Origin of the sequence: Paenibacillus sp. P32E, from assembly GCF_001909085.1 — a bacterium.
GTDB classification, from domain to species: Bacteria; Bacillota; Bacilli; order Paenibacillales; family Paenibacillaceae; genus Paenibacillus_AQ; species Paenibacillus_AQ helianthi.
On sequence record NZ_LVYY01000008.1, the window covers coordinates 150,719 to 170,453 of the forward strand.

Genomic DNA, 19,735 nt, shown 5'->3' on the forward strand with positions numbered 1-19,735 from the left:
CAGGATATGGGTTAACGCAGATTGCCGAGCCAATCCAGCACTGACCGTGCGGTAAGCGTCTGCTGCTCATCCTCTGAGATGGTTGCTTCCCCGTCACCCTTCTGCTTGCCATAGCTTCCGAACTGGGCATGATTCCCGCCTTTGACCGAATAATATACGGTATTGCTTGGCAGATAGGAACGTCCTTTATTGTAGCTAGCCTGATCAACCACTTGATCCTCGGTGCCCAGAACCGACAAAACAGATAAAGTTGTATCTTTCAGACTGCCTTTCTCATCCGGATAGGAGGCCAGAAAATACACGCCCTTCAACTGGTCTGCATGCTCTGCAGCAAAACGTGAAGCCATAACCCCGCCCAGCGAATGGCCGCCCAGCACAAATGACAGCTTCGGATGCACTCGGATGATCTCTTCGGCGGCATCGCTTTTGATCACTGCGAGATTAAGCGGCATTTTGGCGATGTAGAAGGGATGCCCCGCAGCGGCGATTTTTTGGGCCAGGGGAGCATAAGCCTCCGCTTTAACCAGCGCACCCGGATAGAAAATCACAGCCGTTCCGAACGTGACGGAAGGCTCAAACGAAATCCAGTTATCATTTTGCTCCACGCTGACACCACCTGCGGAGACCAGTGCATTCTCAGCCCTTATTCCCGGTGTGTAAGGTGTCAGATATCTCCATACCCAAAAACCCGCCGCAACCAGAATGATAAGAATCCCCAAAAGAACGCGGCGCTTGGTTATTTTTTTTCTCAATGGTGTTCACTCCCGATTACTGCATACAGAAAATTATAGAGGAATCAATGAAATCAAACAACCTTCAAGACATCGCCACAATTATCCGCTATGATAGCGCTTACTATAGGTAGTATTGTGATGTATTTCACAATTGTTTTTACAGAAATCTTGTATTTTAAAATTAAAGTAATTTGCTAAACGCAACCAAATTGGAGGTTAGTTCATGGCAGGGGAAAGCTCGCTCGCAGCACGCGGAGAAACCTTTTTTCTCAACTTGCGCTTCATGCTTATTGTCACCGTATTTGCCGGCAATGCGATTGAGCCTCTGATTGGCACCCTTAGCGGAATGCACAGCCTGTATTTGTGGATTTTCAGCTTCCATATGCCGCTGTTCGTACTCGTAACAGGCTATTTTGCCGGAAAAAGCCTCACTGGAGCCGCTGGCCGCAAGGTTCTGCTTCAGATTGGACTACAATACCTTATTTTTCAGACTCTGTATTCAGCGCTGGACGTTTCCGTCTTCCGCGTATCCAATATTCACCACTCCTTCTTCGCTCCTTATCTGCTGCTATGGTTCCTGGCTAGTCATGCCTGCTGGCGCCTCCTGATGCTCGGCATGGGCAGATGGAGCAAAGCCGCACAAATCATTTTCGCGGTTACTGCTGGTGTCGCGGTCGGCTATTTGCAGCTAGACGGTGTCTGGTTCAGCATCAGCCGTACCTTTGTCTATCTGCCGTTTTTCGTCATCGGCTATCATTTCTCCTTCGAGGCGCTGGCCCGGATCTATACCAAAACTGTCAAAATCGCTGCCGCTGCCGCATCTGTACTGCTGCTCCTGATTCTGGGCATGCTCGGTTCAAAACTCCCCCTGGGCTGGCTGTACGGCAGCATGACCTATATGCAGCTTGATGCTCCTGAATGGTATGCGGGAGTGTACCGGCTGGGAATGTACGGACTGCAGCTTGCCGCCTCCCTCGCTTTTCTGGGATGGGTGCCTTACCGGCTGAGCCGGATGACGGACTGGGGCCGCCGCACCCTCTATGTCTTCCTGCTGCACGGTTTTGTGGTCCGCCTTGCTGCCGTGTCAGGGATTTACACGTATCTTGACAATGCCGCCGGAGCTTCGGCCCTGCTGCTCTGTGCTGTCTCCTTCACGGTTCTTCTGGCCCAGCCAGCAGTCAAACGCGTGCTTCATCCCCTGGTCGAGCCTTCTGTAGACTGGATGATTACCCTGCAGCGTGCGGCCCTGCGCCGGTCACTGTAACATAATTCCAAATAAGCCTTTCCCCTCCGGGATGGGCTTTTTTTCACGTCCTGCAAGGGGGTCTCCTCTCGACAAACTTCACATTGTCCGGTAGAAAAATGAGGCCTTTTGTGATAGACTCTCTAATAACGTTCGTATTATATCCGCTGATATTTTATAGAAACGGCTTCGCCCTCCTTCTGTTTCCGCAAGAAGCTGGACCCCGTTCCTTCTATAAACCGCAGATACGCAGCTTTTGGGATTGTAATGCGTTAATGCGACACTATATCCGGTTTACATTTAATTAGGAGGGGAATATCATCATGGCAGACAAGAAAATGCGTTCAGACATGATCAAAAAGGGCTTTGACCGCGCTCCGCACCGTAGTCTTCTGCGGGCAGCAGGCGTAAAAGAGGAGGATTTTGGCAAGCCGTTTATCGCGGTCTGCAACTCCTATATCGATATCGTTCCCGGCCACGTGCATTTGCAGGAATTCGGCAAAATCGTCAAGGAAGCCATCCGTGAAGCCGGCGGCGTTCCATTTGAATTCAACACAATCGGCGTCGATGACGGTATCGCCATGGGGCATATCGGGATGCGTTATTCCCTGCCAAGCCGCGAGATCATTGCCGATTCTCTGGAAACTGTCGTTTCCGCACACTGGTTCGACGGCATGGTCTGCATCCCCAACTGTGATAAAATCACCCCGGGCATGATGATGGGCGCCCTGCGCGTGAATATCCCGACCATCTTTGTCAGTGGCGGGCCAATGAAGGCTGGTGTAGACAGCAAGGGCAAAAAGCTCTCACTCACATCCGTATTTGAAGGCGTCGGCGCTCACCAGGTCGGCAAAATCAACGATGCTGAGCTGCTTGAACTTGAACAATACGGCTGTCCGACCTGCGGCTCCTGTTCCGGGATGTTCACAGCGAACTCCATGAACTGTCTGGCTGAAGCGATGGGCCTCGCCCTTCCGGGTAACGGCACTATCCTCGCCGTAGCAGAAGAACGCAGAGCCTTCGTACGCAAATCAGCGACTCAGCTGATGGAGCTGATCAAGCTGGATCTGAAACCTCGCGATATCGTAACTAAGGAATCACTCGACAATGCCTTTGCACTGGATATGGCGATGGGCGGTTCCACCAATACTGTGCTTCACACGCTGGCACTCGCTCAGGAAGCTGAAATTGATTATCCGCTGGAACGCATCAATGAAGTTGCCAACCGCGTCCCTTACCTGGCCAAGCTGGCTCCGGCATCCGATATCTTCATCGAGGATGTGGACCGGGCAGGCGGCGTAAGCGCCGTGCTGAACGAGCTGCTCAAGAAACCGGGGGCAATCTTTGGGGATTGCATGACGGTTACCGGCAAAACACTGGCTGAAAATGTCACAGGGCATGAGATCCAGGATACGAGTGTTATTCATACGCTGGACAATCCTTATTCCGTAGTAGGCGGTCTGTCTGTCCTCTACGGCAACCTTGCTCCTGAAGGCTCGATCATCAAAGTCGGTGCTGTAGATGCTTCTGTTGGCGGCTACCATAAAGGTCCCGCCATCTGCTTCGATTCACAGGAAGAGGCGCTGGAAGGTATCGCCAACGGTAAGGTCAAGGAAGGGCATGTGGTTGTTATCCGTTATGAAGGTCCTAAGGGAGGACCAGGCATGCCGGAAATGCTCGCTCCAACCTCGCAGATCGTCGGTATGGGTCTTGGCGCTAAGGTAGGCCTGATCACCGATGGCCGCTTCTCAGGCGCTTCACGCGGAATCAGCATCGGGCATATCTCGCCGGAAGCCGCTGAAGGCGGACCGATTGCCTTTGTCGAGGACGGCGACATCATCGAGCTTGACCTCAACAACCGCAAGATCGAGCTGCTGGTTGATGAAGAAGTACTGGCTATCCGCCGCACCGGCTGGAAAGGCTTTGAGCCGAAGGTGAAAACCGGTTATCTGGCCCGCTACTCCAAGCTGGTTACCAATGCCAGCAAGGGCGGCGTGCTGAAGATTTAATATTGTTCTAAAGGATAGCGTACTATAAAACCAGGCTGTCTCATAAGTGGATACTCCTACAACAGAGACAGCGACTTATTCACTTGTAAGAGTAAAAAGGCAGAAAAACAGCGATCCTCCGGTTATCGGAGGATCGCTGTTTTGCGTTTTTGGTCATTTGCGGCTTGCTTCATTAGATTGTGGGCAAGTGAAAGGTACATATCCCGCTTAAACAGCGGAGAGAACGAAATGATTGTGGAAAAGCGGTAGCGGTCGCCTTGGTCTCCGGATTTTCACCGCTAAGGGGAATGAAAAAAATCTGGAGAGCACAGCGATTGGAACAACGTTTCGTTCGGGGAGCGTACACCCAAGTGCTCACGTTAATCCTGCTTTGTCCGCTTTCTGATAAGGATGATGATAAGCAGCAACAAGGGTAGAAGGATCTGAAAAACTGGAAAAACATAATTCAGGACAATTCTTCGGCCTGTAACGATATGATGGGTATAGTTTGGAGATAAGAAGGCCAATCCGAAAGTCAGAATGGCTACCGGGGCCACCCACTTTTTATAAGAAATACCCGTTATTTTTTCGAGTCCGATTACGGCACCATTAAAAAAAGCTCCCATCTTCACACCTAATCCAAGAAAAAGCAGTAAGGTAAATAGAGCGTCCAGCCGCTCAAATACTTCTGCCAAGTCAATCAATTGAACGGTCTCCAGAAGTGGCAAAGTGCTGTATAGTGCAATCTTTGGACCCAAAACAAAAATGTTCAATTGATTAATGAATGTTAGTGAGAGTGCCGTAAGCACATAACTGATAATCACAGCTCTGTTGAGTCCTTTTCCTGTGCGGGCATAGGGATAAAACACAAGAAATAATACAGTTTGTCCGAACGGAAAAGAGACAATCTCCGGTAAAGCCGCATTTAGCACGGGCTTCCACCCGGATTCCAAAACTGGAAACATAAATTCAAAGTGGAAGAGGCCCGTGACAGGAATCAGAATACTGATTAGGGCATAACTAACTAACACAATAGGAAAAAAAATGACACACATCAGGAACATTACTCTATATCCATAACGGATCGAATTGGATACAACAAGGATGACGATCAGCATAATAATCCACAGTGATGTCTGGTTTAACAATGTCATTACAGTGATTTCGCCAAAATCGCGTAAATTCCGTGAAGCTTCATACGAGAAATAGCCCACAAACAAAAGATTTATGAATGTCCCGAGATACTTCCCCATATAACGCCGAAACAATAAAAATAGATCTAGAAGAGGTTCCTGATGATGAATACTTAAATGCATCAGGAGTACAAATAGGCCGGCTAATGCCCCTACCAGCATGGCTAACCAGGCGTCCTGCTTAGCTTCCCCTCCAATAAAAAATAAAGTTGTACTGCCTACCTCGAATAATGAAATACATATAGCCAGCTCTGATAGCCGAATTGAGTTGCGTTGGCTCATTTATTTCATCTCCTGTTTAGGGGTGTAATCATTAATCCTATTCGGATTCGAGTAACCGGCTAAATGAACTTTGAAATAAACCCGGCCGTTTCAGGTTCACTTTTACATCGATGTCAATGTCCATGTTTGCTATTTCTCCGGGCCAATCTTTTTTTAATCTTTTCCAGTCCTTAGGGGATTTACGGTGGATTTTATTGCCTATTCCTACAAGGTCGATTTTTAAGTGCTGTACAGCTTTCCAGCCTTCCAGGATTTGCGAGCGGATGATCTCTTCTGCCCGCTGCTCCAGCTTGCCTATACTTTGCGTTTTTAAAAGATCTTCATGGGTTGTGGTCTCCAAAAACTCACCTACAACCACTTTAGCCTTAACTTTTAATGTATAATGCAGGGCTCCTTTTACTGGAGTAACTTTAACCTTAGCGTTACGAACCAGGAATGCGGACACATCGGTAGCATCCTTACTGTTATAGCTTATTGTGGTTAAATGGATATGATTGGTCAGCCAGGAGATTCCCAAACTCTCGTTTTGGTCCAGAGTTCCAACCATTTTTGCTTTGTGGAAGACGCTTAACCCGGAAATTTCTAAGTTGCTGCTGGTAGAGGTCTTTTGAAATACACTTGCTGACTCCAAACTTGAGCTGTCAGTGCCCTTAATGGATATTTGTGGAACTCCGGCGGCAGCGCTGTCCGAGCTGATGCCGAGCGCTAATTCGTGTACGGATACCGAAGGATAATATGAACTTAATTGCTTATTTTTTTCCAGTATTTTGGATAACGCTCTGCCGGGAAGCTTCTCCGGGGGAATCAGCTTATTCAAGTAATCTCTGGCTACGCCGTTGGCTATTAAGACTTTAACGGTTTCCCGCGCGTCCGGATTCCGATAATACGTGTCTAGAATTTCTTCAATTCCGGTTTCTGCTGCTTCTTTGCCAATAATAAGAATATTAGTATGTGCAAAATACAGCTTACGCGGATTTTCCCGGCTGCTGGACGCTAAAGCTTCTCTGATGGTTTTGCCATGTGCAGAGAAGGTATGCACAGCAGCTTGAGATCCGGCCCCGCCGGATGATCCGCCTGCACCGGAAGACATTGCCGGTGGAATGATGACCTGGTAAGTAATGGTCCAGTCCCCCTGATGTCCATCAAATCCCGTTGCTGTTGTGATGCCTAATTCGTTCATTTCAATACGGTTTCCGCACCCCGCAAGCATTAGACCTGTAACCAGCAAAATGGCAATTACCCGGCATCGGTGCACATACATCTCCTCCTTTACGCATGGGGTTCAGGCTCGTCTGAGTTGCGGACAATATTATTCGAACCGACAGGATATTGATGAGAAGCCTGTCTTTTTTTATTCGTTCCTGATTTTAAATTAGGTCTTGTTTTCATTGCCCACCAGGGTGCCCTAATAATTAGATCCTTCATATTTGACTTGTAAAATGGACTGTATGGCAATAGATAGTCAATACCAACCGACTTAAGAGAGAGCAGATGAGCTAAAATAGGAACAACCCCTGCCATGATCCCGAATAAACCGAGAGTTCCTGCCAGCAGCATGAGAATAAAGCGCAATAATCGTACAGCAGTTGCCATACTGAAATATGGAATGACAAAGTTGGATATCGCCGTAAAGGAAACAACGATTACCATTGCTCCCGAGACCAGACCTGCTTCCACAGCCGCTTGCCCAATAACCAGAGCTCCTACTATGGATATAGCAGGACCAATCGCACGGGGCATCCGGACGCCTGCTTCACGAATCACTTCAAAAGTTAATTCCATCAGCAATGCTTCCAGCAGTGCTGGAAATGGGACCCCTTCCCGTTGTGCAGCCAGAGTTACTAACAGGATCGTAGGAATCATTTCTTGATGGAACGTTGTCAAAGCAATGAATAAGGAAGGAAGCAGCAAGGATACCAGGAACGATATCAATCGGATCACACGTAAAAAAGAAGAAATATCGTAGCGCTGGTAATAGTCCTCCGCTGTCTGGAAAAAGTTATAAAAAGTTACCGGGGCGATTAATGCGAATGGTGTCCCATCCACCAAAATAGCTACTTGTCCATCTAAAAGACTTCCGGCAACGGTGTCCGGGCGTTCTGAATTTAGCATTGTGGGAAAGGGAGTGAGCGCCGCATCTTGAATGAATTCTTCGATATAGCCGCTTTCAAGGATACTATCGGTATCAATGGTCTGAAGCCGTTTAGTGATCTCCTGAACCACACCGAGATCGGCAATTCCTTCTATGTAGGTTACAATTACAGTGGTTTGTGAATATTGTCCGATAATATGGCTGTCAAACTTAAGATCAGGTGTCCGCAGTTTTCTTCTAATCAGAGTAATATTGGTTGAGATATCCTCTGTAAAACCCTCTTTCGGCCCCCGGACCACACCTTGTGAAGTGGGTTCCTCCACGGCCCTTCTTACCCCGCCGGCAATGGAAACGGCCAGAGCAGATTGTAACCCGTCTATTACAATGACGGCATTGCCTGTAAGGACAGCTTGATAGATCTGATTTAGCGAATCAATGATTTGAATATTTCCTGCAGGCAGCGTCTTTTTTAATAAAGAAGCAGCAAGATACTCTTCTAACCGGTTAGAGGGTGTGTGTGCAGTTTCTTTAACTAAACTTTCAATAAGATCGGATAACAGACCTGGATCAATTAGCCCTTCAATATAACAAATAGCAAGAGGTCCGGTATGCTCAGGATCAGGATCACCGGAAAAGTCCCGGATGGTAAAGTCAGGGCTTTGACCCAGTCTCTTTTTAAGAGTGCTTAGGGTACTGGCTAATGATGTATTTATAGGCTCATTCAAGGCCTGATGTTTGGACTTCTCCACATCTTGGCTGGAACCTTTCGCTGGCTTCAATACACTTTTAATCCAGTCTTTTAGCATAACTAGCCTCCTCCCCTGTGTATACTATTTGCGGTGATTCGCCATTGTATGCATAGCAGGACATCCATAAACAAACCGCTAGGCTGACAGAAACCCATGCAGAAACATCAAAAAGCCCCAGGACCCAAAGGCCACTGAAGCTTATAATTGCTATTTCATTATGTTACGAGTTGCTAATGTACGACCGTGGCTGCGGGAAGCTCGGCTTCCAGGGTCATCTCTTCTTCCCTTACCCGCTCACGCGGCTTGACTTGTTTCTGCGGACGCTGTTGATTCATCTGGTCCAGAAGCTGGGAGATGGGCATCAGCATCATTTTGGGAACCAGTACCTCGCTCCGTTCCTTAAGCCTTGCCCCTCCAGCAGGATGAATGACACTCAGCAGAATACTCAGGTAGAACTTGGTTGACCGGGCAAACCAGCCGTTTGGCAGATCCAGCACCATAAACCCGAATTTCTCCGGCCCGCGGTTAATCATACTTACACCGTACAGCGCTTTCGCTTCAGCGAGGTCCACATCTGCAGCAATCCGCTGCGCAAGCACCGGCATATCCTTCTCCATACGGCGGATCATACGGATCGCCAGCTGCGCCGAGGAACGGGAATGCATGCCGAGCTCGAATAACTGCCTGTTGTCGATATGGAGCTCAATCACCTTGTCGCCTTTACTTAGATGCTCCCCGCCTTCCATCTGCACGGGTTCACCCTGATATTTGCGTATGCGGTAATGCAGGAACGGATCTGCCGGAGAGAGGGTCTTCAGCCGGAACATTAGTTGGAAAAGGTGCTCCCATGCCAGCCACAAGCCGACAATCAGTCTTTTACCAAAAGAAATCCGCTGAATGGGAGAACTCTGCCCCCCCTTGATCATTTCGTCGATCCGAATACTGTGCAGCCCGCGCCGTTCCGCCTCCTGGAGCATCCGTTCCAGGGCAATCAGCATATGTTCAGGCGCTTTCAGATCCGCACCAAGCGTAGTACCGCAATCATGCAGCAGCATGACTTCGCCCGGATTCAGCTTGCTGATCAGCTTCTCCGTCAGCCGGTCCGCGCCAACCTTCTCTTTCCAATCACCGAACATGGCTGACCAGAGCACGATCTGCACCTGACGGCGCTTGGAAAAATCAAATAAATTGACGATTCCCCAGGGTGGACGGTAATAGGTGCTCCGTTCACCGGTAATGCTGTAAATGATATCGTCGGTGCGCTGGATTTGGCGTTTCACGGTAGGCGGACGCATGAGCCAGTTTGTCTTGTGCACGTAGTTATGAATCCCGATCAAATGCCCCTCCTCATGCATGCGCTTGATAATTTCCGGATTGCTCTCCGCATGGGAACCGACAACAAAAAAAGTAGCCTTAGCCCCGTAACGCTTCAACAAATCAAGCAAAACCGGGGTATACCGCGGGTCTGGCCCGTCATCAAAGGTAAGGGCAAATTCAGTACGGCCGGTCCCTTTGCGAAAGACACGATATCCAAATATCCGGCTGATCATACCAGGGATAAATGCATAGAAGGATGAAATGTAAAATAACCAGAGCAGCAAAGTCTGCATATAAATTCCCCGCTTTTCCAGAGTTGACTTTGGCTCGCCTATACGTCTGCAAGCAGATTCTGTGATACGGCCAAGTAGAGTAAAGTATGACTCGCGGTTTTTAGGTAGGCAGAGTCCCACGAAAAAACGTTACCCCCTATTTTAACACAGGTATCAAAGAAATAGACGCTTTTTTGTTAAAATCGTGTACAATGAATTCAAGTTAAATTTGTAAATTTATCTAAAAAGGAGTCGTTTATACCTATGCTGCCTCTGTACAAAAAATATTGGCGCACCTTCTTCGACATCGGTCTGGTCGTACTGACAGTGTATCTTGTTATGTTGGCTTTCAGTATGCTTTACCGCTTAGCAGCGCCTGTATTCTTATCCTTTTTCGTATTTCTTCTGATCGAGCCGCTGGCCCGTTTCCTTAACCGCCGGGGAATTGCCAAATCGTTTGCCTCCGCCATTTCGGTGATCCTGTTCCTGATTGTACTGCTGGGCGTTTTGTTCGGCGCCGGACTTCTCATTACGATGCAAGCGTTACAGTTCCAGGATGATCTGCCCCGGTATACATATATAGTCCAGCAGCAGTTTGCTGAGACAACCACTTATTTGCAGCATAAGGTCGATGCGCTCCCGCCAGATCTTACTAACAAAATCAACGGTTATTTCAAAGAGGCCACCAATGTTCTTTCGGGCTGGCTGGTGATCTTCCTTAAATATATGATCGGAGTTCTTGGCTCCTTCTCGTCATTTATGGCTAATTTCGGCATTGCCATTATTTTAGCCTTCTTTCTCAGTATGGAAATTAAAGACTGGCGCAAAATCGCTCATGACAAAATGCCGAAGACTTTCAAGACTGCTTTCGCCTTTTTGCAGGGCAATGTCTTCAAAGCAATCGGCTCCTATCTCAAAGCGCAGCTGATTCTGATCAGCATTACTTTCGTGATTGTTCTGGTCGGACTCTTTATTCTTAGGAGCGGCAATGAAATCACCATGGCACTGGTCTGTGCCGTGTTCGATGTGCTTCCTTTGCTCGGGGTGTCAACGATTCTGATTCCCTGGATTGTATATCTGTTCATTGTCGGAAATACTTCGCTTGCCATTGGGCTGCTTGTGCTGCTTGTAGTAGTGCTGATTGTGCGGCAGCTGCTGGAGCCCAAGATCACAGGTAATTCCATCGGTGTATCTTCGGCGTTCCTGATGCTGTCGTTCGTGATTCTGTCGAGCTCTCTCTTCGGATTTGCGGGCTTAATCCTCTCGCCGATCCTGCTCATTCTGCTCAAAGAGCTGTTACAGCAGGGCTATCTCCAAAGCTGGATCTTCCTGCCGCAGGAAGAGTTCATCGTCTCGCCATTTGCTGCCTCCGGTGAACCTTCAACACCGGGAGGAGCAGCGGTTTCAGGGGAAGGGGACGGAGCTCAGGCTCCCGTAGATTCCGACAGGAGCTCAAACACCTGACCGAACAGCCGGGTGGCCGCATGCGGACTCCCAGGAGCCACATCCTCTACCAGAGCGGATACAGCATATCTGGGATGGCCGACCGGCCCATAACCGATGAACCATTGGTTATTGCGAGACACACCCTTCACCAATGTCTGAGCTGTCCCTGACTTGCCTGCTACGGGCCACTTCGTGCCCAGCAGGCTTTTGCCCGTTCCATCCGTTACAACCTTGCGCATTAGGGACAGGAGCACCCGGGCTGTCGATGGGGAGATTCTGCCCTGCCGAACCGGAGACAGATGCGACGGCAGCTCCTGGAGCGTTTGCCCGTTGGCAAATGCCACCCGTTGCAGAATACGCGGTGCCCGCACTTCACCACCATGCAGCAGCGTGACTAACAGATTAGCTGCCTGCAGCGGTGTAACCCGGACATCCCGCTGGCCGATCGCTGTCTGTACCCTGGCCCCGCCGTCATCCGGCAGCAGGGTGGTGAAGATGCTTCCGGGCTGCTCTCCGGACAACGGACGGAGGAGCGGCAGGCCAAGCGTATTCTCCGCTTGCCAGCTGATATCCCTGCCCAGCCCCAGAGCAAGGGCTGCGGACTCCAGCTGCGCCCCGTTCAGGCGCTCAGCCAACGAAGCAAATACGGTATTGCAGGACACGGCGAACCCTTGCGCCAGGGTAAGGGAGCCGTGTCCTTCGCCTTTCCGGCAGGAGAGTCCGTATTTCCCGTAATGTCCTGAGCAATAAAACCTCTCTTCGGGAGAGGTTACTCCGGCCTCCAGTGCCGCAGCAGCTGTAACTATCTTGAAGATCGAGCCAGGCACCGCCGCCTGCAGCGCCCGGTTATTCCACTCTCCACCCTCAGGCGAGATGTGCCCCGGATTATAGAATGGGAATGACACCATGGCCTCAATATCCCCGTTTTTCGTATCCAGCACAACAACTGCGCCTTCCTTAATTCCGGATTTCATAACCAGCTTCTCAATGCCTTCCTGAAGCTGCTTATCTATTGTTGTATACAAAGACAATGGATAATACGGATTCCCCGGCGCCCTAACCTTCAGGGGACTACCCGGAAGACGGTTCCCCCGCGCATCCACCTGCGCATATACTTCGGTATGGCCCACCCCCTGCAGCAGGGGTTCAAGCGTCTTCTCCAGCCCGTCGGTTCCCGTCATTGGAACTCTCAGACCCGTTGTCGATTTCTCCAACTGAGCTGCCGAAGCTTCTGACATGTACCCCAGCCACTGGCGCCCAGTCTCTTCCCCTTCATACCTGCGGGCAAACGGAAGCGCCCGCACACCGCCGATGGCAAGTGATTCCACAGCTTCAGCCTGTCCCGGGGTCAGCTCCAGCGGATTCTTGCCACTGCCGGACGGCCAGAGCAGCGGTTCTTTTAGCCCCTTGCGCCTTGCTTGAAGCTGCTCGTAGGTCACACCCAGTACAGTGGCAAGACGCTGCAGCTGTTCCTTACCCGCCTCGCTGTCCGCCGCAGCTTCAGCCTCCTCCTGCGGAAAAAAAGCCGCAGTCCACACGGTTTCACCCGCCAGCGGCTGCCCACTGCGGTCATACAGACGGCCACGGCCGCTGTCCAGCACCATCTCCCGCTCGCTCTGAATGGCAGCCATTTGGGCCATAGTGTATTCCGCCCCCGGAACTTTACGGTCCTTAAGCAGCAGTTGGACCCATGCAAGCCTTAGAATCAACACCCCCAACAAAATACACAGGATGAGCGCACCCCAAATGATACGTTTATGAGCAAGCTTGTGCAAAGCCATTCCTCCTGATGTTTGTTGACTCACTAAGAACTTCATGGTATCTATTATGCCCACATGGCGGATATATTACCTGCAGCGGTCAAAAGGCTCCACCCACATCTCTCCTTTCGTAAGGACATTTCCATTCCGCTTCCTGCATGCAAAAATACGCCCCTTCCCAATTGGAAAGAGGCGTATTTTCCTTGAAATGTTCAGATATAGGCATCAGCCCACAGCCTTTGCACCTTGCCTGTACATTAAACTTCGAAAGTCTTTCTTTCATCCGATAGTGCAGCTACCGTCTCATTCATATCCGACATGATTTTATTGATAATTTCAGCTACCATGGCAATGGAGCGCTTGGACTGTTCAGACAGCTGGCGGATTTCATCGGCCACCACTGTGAATCCCTTGCCAGCTTCACCTGCACCAGCCGCGCCAGATCTACGATAATCTTGCACGGCTTCCCGTTACAAGGTCATGAAGGTCTGCAGCGTCCGATCGGAAAGATATGGAAGATACTCATGACCGTATTCATGATATACCATCAGGTCTTTTGTTGCTGCGATTTTATTGTATGCTGCGAATTGTGTCGAAGGTGGACAGATCGTATCCACAAGTCCGGTTACCCACAACACTTTGGCCTGGATTCGGCCTGCCAGATTCTGAATGTCGATGTACCCGAGCCGGTTGAAAATCTCTTCTTCCCGTTCATGATGCGGATCAAAAAAGCGGAAATAATAGTTAATCTCTTCATAGGCGGAAGTGGTAATATCCAGCTCCCATGCCCGTTTATAATCAGAAAGGAACGGATAGACCGGAACGGCCAGCTTAATCCGTGGTTCAAGGGCAGCACAGGCTACAGTAAGCCCGCCGCCTTGGGACAGGCCGAATGCGCCAACCCGTGCCGGGTCCACTTCGGACATATTCATTAGAATCCGTGCCGTCTGGACGGTATCCAGGAATACGTTCCGGTAGTACAGCTTGTCCGGACTCGGATCATCGATTCCACGGATGATATGGCCGCGTATGGTTGTGCCCAGGACCGTAAGGTTGTCCTCGGACAAACCGCCCTGTCCGCGGCAATCCATAGCAAGTACACTGATGCCGTGTGCGGCGTAGGTAACCTTTTCCATCCAATCGCCACTATCGCAAGAATAGCCGTGGAACATGACCACGCCTGGTCCTTTCACTTGTTCCGATTTCTTCGGTCTCACGTATTTGCAATGCACTTTGGCACCGCCTACTCCGGTAAAATACAGATGGAAGCATTCCGCCAGCTCGCTGGTAAACTCCGCAGGTACCAGTTCGTAATCCATCGTCTGAGTATCGAGATCAGCCAGGGCGCGTTCCCAGAAGGAGTCGAAATCGGCAGGCTTCGGGCTGGAGCCTTGGTAGGCTTTTAGTTGGGGCAGGGATCTTTCGGACATAAGAAATCCTCCTAAGGGTTGGATTGAATTGTGTTGGCAAAATGCGTTGGTTGCAGGCATGGGGAGTGTACGGCGTAACTGCGGGGAATGTTGGTTCCGATCGCTGTTGTTCCCGGATTTCCTGATTTGTACCGCCAGGCGGTAGAAATCCGGGAACTGCATATGCTTTCGAAGCGAGCTTTCCTTCGGAAAGCTTTCAGGCGAACGCTCCGCTTCTCCACTCAACATTCCCCTCCGTTACTCCCCACTCCCCATCCACCAACAGGGGTTTGCAAGAACAAGTTAAATCCAATACGTCGGATTTAACCATTAAGATCAAAACCTTTAAGATCAAAACCTTAAGATCAAAAACCTTAGATCAAAAACAAAATGAAAAACCCATTAAGCATGGGTTTTGGGTTGATGCAGCAACGTGGCGGCCACAGAGATGGCCGCCACTCGCTGCAAAGGTTGGCTGCGCTGGTCGCACAGGCTAGCTGCGCTGACCGCACAGTATTTCATGATACGGTTAGCTTCGTTACCGAAAGCCTTGGATCAGCACCGTTTTAGATCTTGCCCAAACCGGCGTCGTCGCCGACTTCCTCATGGGTTTCGATTACGTAGTTGACGATTTCTTCAACAGTGGTGTAAGCAACGCCAACATAGGTGTCTGCTGCGCCATAATAGATGGCGATCCGGCCGGTTTCAGCATCATTCAGGGTGGCGCAAGGGAAGAGCACGTTGTTCACGAAGCCTCTTTCTTCGTACCATTCCTCCGGTGTCAGCACGAAGTTCTTGGAGCGGTATTTGACCTTGGATGGCTCATCCTTGTCCAGGATGACAGCACCCATGCTGTATACGAGGCCGTTGCAGGTTCCGGTAACGCCGTGATAGAACATCAGCCAGCCTTCGGTGGTCTCGATAGGGGCAGGGCCGCCGCCGATTTTGGTACTCTGCCACCAGCCTTGACCGCCTTTGGTCATGACATGACGGTGTTTGCCCCAGTATACAAAGTCAGGGCTTTCGCTCAGGAACACATCGCCAAAAGGCGTATGGCCGCTGTCGCTCGGACGGGACAGCATCACGAAGTTGCCGTTTATTTTTCTTGGGAACAGCACGCCATTGCGGTTGAACGGCAGGAACGGATTTTCCAGACTGACGAAGGTTTTGAAATCCTGGGTTTTGGCAACACCGATCGCGGCACCGTAGAAATCCGTACACCAGATGATGTAATAGGTATCTTCGACTTGGACCAGACGCGGGTCGTACGCATAACGAGGCATGTACGGATTACCGGCTTCATCTGTAAACTGAATCGGTGCATCGTCAATTTTCCAGTCCAGGCCGTCTGCACTGTGGCCCATGCGCAGATGAGGACGGGTAGTGTTATCCTCTACACGGAATACCCCCAGAAAGCTGCCGTCATAGGCAATAACCGCACTGTTGAAAATACGTGCCACGCCTTTAGCCGGGTTGCGTTTGATCACCGGGTTATCACTGTGTCTCCATACCGGACTATCATTGCCTGCCGGTCTGTCCTGCCAAGGTATATTCGGAATATTCTGACTTGCTATCAACTTAACTTCTTTCATAAGTAAAATTCCCTCCGTGAGTGCAGCAGTGCTGCGATTATTTTAAATGAAGAACCGATTTTATTTTACCGACCCTTGGGCAAAACCGTTGTAAATATACTTCTGCAAAGCTATGAAGGCTATCAGTGTAGGGATAATGGCGATCATAATAGCGGCGCAGATAACCTCCCACTGTGAACCATACGGACCTTTAAATTTAAATAGCGCGGTGGAGACCACCTGCAGGCTGCTTTTTGGCATATACAGGAAAGGGGTGTAGAAGTCGTTGTAGATGTTTACGCCCTTCACAATAATTACCGTTACAATGGCCGGACTCAGGAGCGGAAGGATAATTCTCCAGTAAATCGTCCAGTATGAAGCTCCATCCAGCATTGCCGATTCATCAAGCGATTCGGATATAGAGTCCAGGAACTGCATGAATATATAGACGGCGATAATATCCGTACCCAGGTACATCAGAATCGGTGCCCAGCGGGTGTTGAACAATTCCAGCGAGTTGATGATCTGGAAGGTGGCTACTTGTGTCGTAACTCCGGGAATCAGCGTCGCGAGCAGAAAAGCGCCCATCAGCAGCTTGCTGCCCCTGAACCGGAAACGTGCCAGAATGTATGCCATCATCGATCCGGTAAGTGTAGCACCGGCAATAGAAATGACTACAATAATAAGAGTATTCAAGAAGCCCAGGAGCATATTCCCGTCCACAAAAGCTTTGGTATAGTTAGCGAAATTCAGCCAGTTCTCCGGCAGGGTAAGCGGACCCGTTGTCGCATACTCTTCATTCGTTTTTAATGAAGCGAAAAAGACGACAGCGATCGGAATAAGGGCCATCAGCGCTCCCAAAATCAAACTGAGGTATTTGAAGAAAGAGGCTACGTTGTATTTTAAAGTATGCATAGTTCTTACTTCTCCTCCTTAATCAGAACACGCTGCAGAATGGTGACAAGAACAACAATACCCAGGAGCACTACGGCCATTGCCGAAGCAAGACCCAGCTTGCTGTATTTGAAGGCCACATCGACGGTCTGGATGACAAATGTACCGCTGCCATTGGAACCACCGGTCATGACATACGGAATTTCGAATACACCGATCGCTCCGCTTACCGCGAGGATCAGATTGAGCTGCAGAATCCGTTTGATGCTCGGAATAATAATGTGTCTGAACTGGTGCCAGCGGTTGGCTCCGTCAATTTCAGAGGCTTCGTAAATATCACTGCCGATGGAGGATATCGCTCCAAGGAAGATGATAAAGTTCATTCCCATGTATCTCCATACCGATGCAAAGGCGAGCGAGATATTGATCAGATGGGGGTTAAGCAGCCACTTCTGCTGCCAGGCTCCAAGTCCGACGAGATCAAGGATGGTGTTCAGGGTGCCTTCCGGCTTGAAGAAAAACAGGAAAATAAATCCGATGGCCACACCGTTCAAGAGTGTCGGAAAGAACAGAATTCCTTTGAACCAGTTCTTCATACGGACATTAAAGCTTAAGATCGTGGCAAAATACAGCGCCAGCCCCATTTGGACGAAGGTGGCGAAGAAATAATACAAGCTCACCTTGAATACGGCGAAATACTCCGGTTTGGTGAAAATGGTCTTGTAGTTGTCAAAGCCGATATACTCCATGTTTTTGCTTAGACCATTCCAGCTTGTGAAACTGTACTGGAACATTTTGAATACAGGCAAATATGAGAACGTCAGCAACAGAACTACCGGAACTAATGAGAATAAAACAATGATTAATATCCGCTGATTTTTATAACTTAAGTTGGACAATCTCTCCACACCTCCTAAGAAGACTGCTTAGCACTCCAAATCCTTCTCCACACCGCAAAAGTGAAGGGGAAAACGCCGCTGCCGGCATCCCCCCGTTCTCTTCAATCTGTCTTCACTCCTGCGTTTAATCAAAATTTACTTAGCTGCCGTTACTTTGGCTCTTGCAGCTTTCCATTTATCGTTCAGGTCTTTCATAATGTCGTCATAGGAATCTCTTCTGTTGCCAATCGCCGCTTCGATGATCACTTTCTTGAAGTCAGGCTGCCAGAGGCCGATTTCAGCTTCTTTGTCGATGGCATCAACCCAGCCCTCTTCACCGGCTTTTGCAGGGGCAATCGTATCAAACGTTACATCTGTGCCATTAAATTGTTTCAGGATTTCCGGAAGCTCAGCGCCTTTTACCGGGCTCATGCCGCCGCCTTCAGTGGTAGGATAGCCGGATTCGTTGATGAACCAGTCCACCCAAGCTCTTGCAGCTTCTTTATTTTTACTGTGGATGCTTACACCCAGGTTATAGTCGTCAGACAGCGGAACCAGAACCTTGTCGGCGTTGGTCGGGAAAGGCATGAAGCCTACATCGTCAGGGTTGGTTGCCAGGCCTTTGATTTGACCGATTGCCCAAGATCCCAGCATCATGGTACCGATTTTGCCGTTAGCCAGGTCAGCCTTGGAAGATTCCCAGTCCGTAGTTGTAGGGTCTTCTTCAATCAGGCCATTCTTGGCAGCGTCATACAATACTTTGTACAAGTCATAGTGCGGCTGGCCTTTAACGAAGTTATCATCCGATGCCACTTGGCCGATATTCACATAATCACGATTTCCGGCTACGGTAGCCAGATCCGCTTCCCATTGTGTCAGTGTCCAGCCGGCAGCATAGTTCGTGTAGAGAGGAACCGCGTCCGTCTTGTCCTTGATGCTCTTCAGTGCAGCAGAGAACTGGTCAAAAGTTCTTGGAATCTCAGTAATTCCGGCATCCTTGAATACTTGTTTGTTGTAGATGACACCGGAGAAGTTAACCGTGATCGGAATCCCGTAAGAAATACCATCTACACTGCGTTCTTCCAGCCCGGTATATTGCTTCTCCAGATCGGACATTTTACCCAGCGGTTCAAAAAAGTCCGGCAGATCTTTAATGGCTACACTTGTAGGCAACAGCAGAACATCGCCGTAATCATTTGTGCTCATGCGGATTTTAATCTGATCCTCGTAGCTGGACAGCGCTTCGAAGTTTACTTTGACATTCGGATATTTCTCATTGAATTTGGCTGCATAGTCTTTGAATACGGTATCAACAATATCCGTTCTTTGTGTGATGACCGTGATATCCCCTTTGATATCCTTGGCTGCGTCACCTTCAGGCGCTGTTGTCGCCTCGGTATTTGTTCCAGTATTGCCTGCATTGGTTGCTGCAGCATTGTCTGTGTTATTGTTGTTAGATGAACAACCTGCGAACAAACCCGCCATCAGTGTCAGTGCTGCCAGACTAGTAACTGCTTTGGTCTTCTTCATTGTTTTTTTGACCCCTCTCTTCATTTTGAACCTTGAACCGAATAATAACAAAACAATAACAACAAGCACCACAGATTAACGATTATACTCCAGAAAAATCAGTTAATTCTCCATTTCGTTTGAAAAGTGATGATGTTATCGCTTACAAACACATTATAAATCGTTACCAACCCCAAAACGATGGTTTCAATTGTTTTTTCTGGTCTTCAATTTGTTATTTTTGTTTTTTATACATCCAATTTGTTATCTATCATTATATGAAGAAAAAGGGAATCTCCCCCATTGCAGGGAGTCCCCCTTCACTCGATGCACGCAGAATAGCCCCGCTTTGCTGCGGAGCTAGTTTATAATATAAGATTTTCTCTGCCATGATTATC

Annotated in this window: 16 protein-coding genes; 4 read left to right on the forward strand and 12 right to left on the reverse strand. The window is 49.3% G+C overall.

Features of this window, described 5'->3' with window-relative positions:
• Positions 1-11: 11 nt before the first annotated feature.
• The gene (locus A3848_RS09420; RefSeq protein WP_074084695.1) at positions 12-752 is read right to left on the reverse strand and encodes an alpha/beta hydrolase; all 741 of its coding nucleotides are present in this window, start codon (positions 750-752) and stop codon (positions 12-14) included.
• A 205-nt stretch (positions 753-957) separates the two neighbouring features.
• Here A3848_RS09420 and A3848_RS09425 point away from each other — a divergent pair, with 205 nt between their 5' ends.
• A complete protein-coding gene (locus A3848_RS09425) occupies positions 958-1,998 on the forward strand; it encodes an acyltransferase family protein (RefSeq protein ID WP_074084696.1) in 1,041 nt (346 codons plus the stop codon).
• Positions 1,999-2,300: 302 nt separating this feature from the next.
• Positions 2,301-3,986: a dihydroxy-acid dehydratase gene (gene ilvD / locus A3848_RS09430; RefSeq protein WP_074084697.1), complete on the forward strand. Its 1,686-nt coding sequence runs from the start codon at positions 2,301-2,303 to the stop codon at positions 3,984-3,986.
• A 359-nt stretch (positions 3,987-4,345) separates the two neighbouring features.
• Here the strand turns inward: ilvD and A3848_RS09435 are convergent, their stop codons facing one another.
• From A3848_RS09435 to A3848_RS09450, 4 genes are all read right to left on the reverse strand, one after another.
• A complete protein-coding gene (locus tag A3848_RS09435) occupies positions 4,346-5,440 on the reverse strand; it encodes a GerAB/ArcD/ProY family transporter (protein ID WP_074084698.1) in 1,095 nt (364 codons plus the stop codon).
• Between the two features lie 37 nt (positions 5,441-5,477).
• Positions 5,478-6,695 carry a Ger(x)C family spore germination protein gene (locus A3848_RS09440; protein ID WP_256701729.1) on the reverse strand — a complete coding sequence of 406 codons (1,218 nt, stop codon included), beginning with the start codon at positions 6,693-6,695 and terminating at the stop codon, positions 5,478-5,480.
• A 14-nt stretch (positions 6,696-6,709) separates the two neighbouring features.
• Entirely contained in the window at positions 6,710-8,338 is a 1,629-nt protein-coding gene (locus A3848_RS09445) for a spore germination protein (protein WP_074084700.1), read from the reverse strand.
• 173 nt (positions 8,339-8,511) lie between these two features.
• Complete coding sequence (locus A3848_RS09450; RefSeq protein ID WP_074084701.1) at positions 8,512-9,891, reverse strand: polysaccharide deacetylase family protein; 1,380 nt, start codon at positions 9,889-9,891, stop codon at positions 8,512-8,514.
• Positions 9,892-10,134: 243 nt separating this feature from the next.
• On the opposite strand from A3848_RS09450, the gene A3848_RS09455 reads away from it, so the two are divergent.
• Complete coding sequence (locus A3848_RS09455) at positions 10,135-11,334, forward strand: AI-2E family transporter (RefSeq protein ID WP_074084702.1); 1,200 nt, start codon at positions 10,135-10,137, stop codon at positions 11,332-11,334.
• On the opposite strand, the gene A3848_RS09460 is transcribed toward A3848_RS09455, so the two are convergent.
• From A3848_RS09460 to A3848_RS09470, 3 genes are all read right to left on the reverse strand, one after another.
• Complete coding sequence (locus A3848_RS09460; RefSeq protein ID WP_256702257.1) at positions 11,295-13,091, reverse strand: peptidoglycan D,D-transpeptidase FtsI family protein; 1,797 nt, start codon at positions 13,089-13,091, stop codon at positions 11,295-11,297. The two genes, A3848_RS09455 and A3848_RS09460, sit on opposite strands and share 40 nt — an antisense overlap.
• A 242-nt stretch (positions 13,092-13,333) precedes the next feature.
• Positions 13,334-13,537: a methyl-accepting chemotaxis protein gene (locus A3848_RS09465; protein WP_074084704.1), complete on the reverse strand. Its 204-nt coding sequence runs from the start codon at positions 13,535-13,537 to the stop codon at positions 13,334-13,336.
• Positions 13,538-13,546: 9 nt separating this feature from the next.
• Positions 13,547-14,506, reverse strand: a complete 960-nt coding sequence (locus A3848_RS09470) for an acetylxylan esterase (RefSeq protein WP_074084705.1) — start codon at positions 14,504-14,506, stop codon at positions 13,547-13,549.
• 399 nt (positions 14,507-14,905) lie between these two features.
• Between A3848_RS09470 and A3848_RS32220 the strand changes: the two genes are divergently transcribed.
• The gene (locus tag A3848_RS32220; protein ID WP_178381949.1) at positions 14,906-15,055 is read left to right on the forward strand and encodes a hypothetical protein; all 150 of its coding nucleotides are present in this window, start codon (positions 14,906-14,908) and stop codon (positions 15,053-15,055) included.
• On the opposite strand, the gene A3848_RS09475 is transcribed toward A3848_RS32220, so the two are convergent.
• The 4 genes from A3848_RS09475 to A3848_RS09490 all read right to left on the reverse strand — a co-directional run bounded on the left by A3848_RS09475 (position 15,052) and on the right by A3848_RS09490 (position 19,358).
• Entirely contained in the window at positions 15,052-16,077 is a 1,026-nt protein-coding gene (locus A3848_RS09475; protein ID WP_074084706.1) for a glycoside hydrolase family 130 protein, read from the reverse strand. The genes A3848_RS32220 and A3848_RS09475 overlap by 4 nt on opposite strands.
• Before the next feature lie 60 nt (positions 16,078-16,137).
• Complete coding sequence (locus A3848_RS09480) at positions 16,138-16,971, reverse strand: carbohydrate ABC transporter permease (RefSeq protein WP_074084707.1); 834 nt, start codon at positions 16,969-16,971, stop codon at positions 16,138-16,140.
• A 5-nt stretch (positions 16,972-16,976) separates the two neighbouring features.
• Positions 16,977-17,858, reverse strand: coding sequence for a carbohydrate ABC transporter permease (locus A3848_RS09485; protein ID WP_074084708.1), 882 nt, complete (start codon positions 17,856-17,858; stop codon positions 16,977-16,979).
• A 126-nt stretch (positions 17,859-17,984) separates the two neighbouring features.
• The gene (locus A3848_RS09490; protein WP_074084709.1) at positions 17,985-19,358 is read right to left on the reverse strand and encodes an ABC transporter substrate-binding protein; all 1,374 of its coding nucleotides are present in this window, start codon (positions 19,356-19,358) and stop codon (positions 17,985-17,987) included.
• Positions 19,359-19,735: the final 377 nt, after the last annotated feature.